The sequence below is a fragment of the Nonomuraea sp. NPDC004702 genome (assembly GCF_053601695.1).
This window is the reverse complement of sequence record NZ_JBSGCE010000176.1, coordinates 1-3,429: the sequence shown is the minus strand read 5'-3', so window position 1 is coordinate 3,429 and position 3,429 is coordinate 1. Positions and strand designations below refer to the sequence as shown.

The following is a 3,429-nucleotide window of genomic DNA, read 5'->3' as shown; positions in this document are numbered from 1 at the left end:
GCTTCTCTGCGCCGATGGTACTGCACTCGGGAGGGTGTGGGAGAGTAGGTCACCGCCGGACAATCTTTCAAAGAAGCCCCACACGGATCGTGTGGGGCTTCTTTGCGTTGTGCACGTTTTCCGATGAAGAGCTTCAGGTGGCGCGCAGCACAGTAGGCCTTGGGAGTTCGGTTCCGTGTAAACGCGGCTGGCCACCAGTCGTGTCGTGTCGGCCGGCTCGCGAACACGGAGCTTCCTGTCAGGGCGGTGCGCTGTAGGAGACCCCCTGTGCTGACGCGCTCTCCGGACCTGGCTTGCCCCCTGTTGGATACGAGCACATCAACCCCAGCGACTTCCCGTTCCGACGCCTGGAGGTCGGGCGCGACGCCATATAAAGCCCCGTGAGCCTGCCATGGGGGATGGCGGTGAGCCAATTGCTGCGTACACGGTCGAACCGGCAATTCCTCGGCCGCCTCTCCTGGCAGGAGCGGCGCGCTAGGTGTCGTTCTGGCGCCTTCTGGATCGGTCGCATCAGAGCAGAGCCCCTCTTGGGGCGTCTGGCGCCCAGCAGTTGTGAGGAGCCACCCCTAAGCCGCAGGCTCGTCCGCGATGTGTCTCGGAGAACTCATCGTTCAGAGGCTTCCTCCAATGCCTCCGGAGACACGTGCACGAGAACGTCCGCCAGATGTAGATGAGGATGCCTTCCTGTTCTTGTGTTGCGTGATTTCGGCTATGAGATCACTCCGCGTCTTAGCTGGGATCGTCGTGGGTGGCTGGAGGCTCGTTAACGGTCGGGGGCTTGCTAGGCTGGGGGGAGCGGGCCACCCCCACGGGTGGCCTTCGTCGCGTAAGGCCCGAGGGCGGGCGGCGACCAGCCACGGTGGACCGCCGTTGTGAGTCCGCTGAGTGAGCCAACGAAATGGACCAGAAGTGAACAGTGATAACGGATCGGACGGCGGACAGCGCGGGCGCGGCGACTACGGGGACAGGCGCTCCAGCGGCGGCAGGACTGGCGGATACGGCTCTCGCGGGCGTGATTCCGGTGGCGATCGTCCGTTCCGTTCAGAGGGCCGGCCGCGGCCGTACAACCGCGAGGACAGAGCGCCCCGAAGCGGGGAGGGTTCCCGCGACGAGCGTGCGCCGCGGCGCGAGGGCGGTTTCCGGGACGAGGGCCGCTCCTACCGCGACCGGGACGACCGCGGACCCCGCCGCGAGGGCGGCTACGGTGAGCGCCGCGAAGGCGGGGGCAGCTACGGCGAGCGTCGCGAGGGCGGCGGCGGCGAGCGTCGCGAGAGCCGGTACGGCGATCGCGGGCCGCGTCGGGAAGGTTTTGACCGGGGTCCGCGTCGTGAGGGTTTCGACCGTGGTCCTCGCCGGGAGGGCTTTGATCGCGGGCCGCGTCGTGAGGGTGACGAGCGTCCTCCTTACCGGGACCGGGATGACCGTGGGCCGCGCCGTGAGGGCGATGACCGCCGTCCGTACCAGGACCGGGGGCCGCGCCGTGAGGGCGGTGGCTACGGTGACCGCGGTCCGCGCCGCGAGGGTTTCGACCGTGGTCCTCGCCGGGAGGGCTTCGACCGCGGGCCGCGTCGTGAGGGCGACGAGCGTCGTCCCTTCCAGGACCGCGGACCTCGGCGTGAGGGCGGCGGCTATGGCGACCGTGGGCCGCGTCGTGAAGGCGGCGGTTTCGGTGACCGTGGGCCGCGCCGTGAAGGCGGCGGCTACGGTGACCGCGGGCCGCGTCGGGAAGGCTTCGACCGGGGCCCGCGCCGTGAGGGCTTCGAGCAGGGGCCGCGTCGTGAGGGTTTCGACCGAGACCGTGGGCCGCGTCGCGAGGGCTTTGACCGCGGTCCGCGCAGGGAAGGCTTCGACCGCAGGCCGCGTCGCGAAGGCTTCGACCGGGGCCCGCGCCGTGAGGGCGGCGGGTACGGCGAGCGCCGCGACGACCGCTTCGGTGACCGGGGCCCGCGCCGGGAAGGCTATGACCGTGGTCCTCGTGGTGAGGGCTCCGAGCGTGGTCCCCGTGAGGGCTTCGAGCGTGGGCCGCGTCGTGAAGGCGGCGGTTACGGTGACCGTGGGCCGCGTCGCGAAGGGGGGCCGCGTCGAGAGGGCGGGTTCCGTGACGACCGCGGCGGCGGGCAGCGTCGTGAGGGGTTCGACCGGGGGCCGCGTCGCGAGGGTGGCTACGACCGTGGCCCGCGTCGCGACGACTCCTACGGGCCTCGTCGCGAGGGTGGCGGCTACCGTGAGTCGCGTCCGTTCTCGCGTGACGACCGCGGGGAGCGTCCGGGCAGTGGCACCCGCGCCAGGTACGGCCGGGAGGACCGCGACTCCGACGCCCCGCAGCGCGAGAGGCTGCCCGAGGTGGCACCGGACATCACCGCGGAAGAGCTCGACAAGGAAGTGCGCGAGGAGCTGCGTTCGCTGCCCGGTGACCTCTCCGACCTGGTCGGCAGGCACCTGGTCGCCGCCGAGCGCGCCCTGGAGGAGGACGACCCCGACAAGGCGCACGAACACACCAAGGTGGCGCGTCGGTTCGCCGCTCGCATCGGTGTCGTACGCGAGGCTGCGGGCATCGTCGCCTACCGGGCCGGACACTTCTCCGAGGCGCTCAGCGACCTGCGTGCGGCCAGGAGGATGACGGGGTCCGACGCGTACCTGCCGGTCATGGCCGACTGCGAGCGCGGTCTGGGCCGTCCGGAGCGGGCCATCGATCTCGTACGTTCGCCGGAGGCCGAGCGCCTCGACCGGGCCGGACGCATCGAGCTGACCATCGTCGAGTCGGGCGCCAGGCGTGACCTCGGCCAGCAGGACGCGGCCGTGATCACCCTTCAGCGCCTGCCCGAGCTGCGTGACCCGCAGCCCAAGCCGTGGTCGGCGCGCCTCGCGTTCGCCTATGCGGACGCCCTGGCCGACGCCGGGCACCAAGAGGCGGCGACCGACTGGTTCGCCCGTGCGATGGCCTTCGACGAGGACGGCGAGACGGACGCGGCCGAGCGCTACGCCGAGCTCACCGGAGCCGTCATCGAGGACGTCGAGGAGGACTTCGAGGAAGACCTCGACTCCGAGGACGACTTCGACGACGCCGGCGCCGCCGACGCGGGCAAGCTGGCCGAGGAGGAGGAAGAGGACGACGAGGCCCTGGCCGAGGCGGACGACCTCCTGGAGCCCGAGGTCGCCGAGCGGCCTGCCGAGCCGGTCGAGCCTGCCGAGCCGAAGGACGCCGTCGCTGCTGAGACGGTCGAGCCGGAGGCGGGCGAGCCCGCCGACGGTGGCGAGGAAGAGAAGCCGGCGGAGGCCGGGACGCCGGGGATCACGCCCGCGTTCATCGAGCCGGACTTCGGTGACGTGCTGGAAGTCGAGACGGACGAATCCGCTCAGGACCGGCCGAAGAAGAACGACGAGTAGGTGTTGCCGCTCCGCCGTACCCCTGATGATCAGGGGTACGGC

General features: G+C 71.1%; 2 protein-coding genes. One reads left to right on the top strand and one right to left on the bottom strand.

Translation table 11 applies throughout. The features are described from left to right. Positions 1-1,041 precede the first annotated feature (1,041 nt). Entirely contained in the window at positions 1,042-2,439 is a 1,398-nt protein-coding gene (locus ACWEJ6_RS54495) for a hypothetical protein (protein ID WP_452433635.1), read from the bottom strand. Between ACWEJ6_RS54495 and ACWEJ6_RS54490 the strand changes: the two genes are divergently transcribed. Beyond that, on the top strand, positions 2,383-3,387 hold the full coding sequence (locus ACWEJ6_RS54490; protein WP_452433634.1) for a hypothetical protein: 1,005 nt from the start codon (positions 2,383-2,385) through the stop codon (positions 3,385-3,387). The genes ACWEJ6_RS54495 and ACWEJ6_RS54490 overlap by 57 nt on opposite strands. The last annotated feature ends 42 nt before the right edge of the window (positions 3,388-3,429 follow it).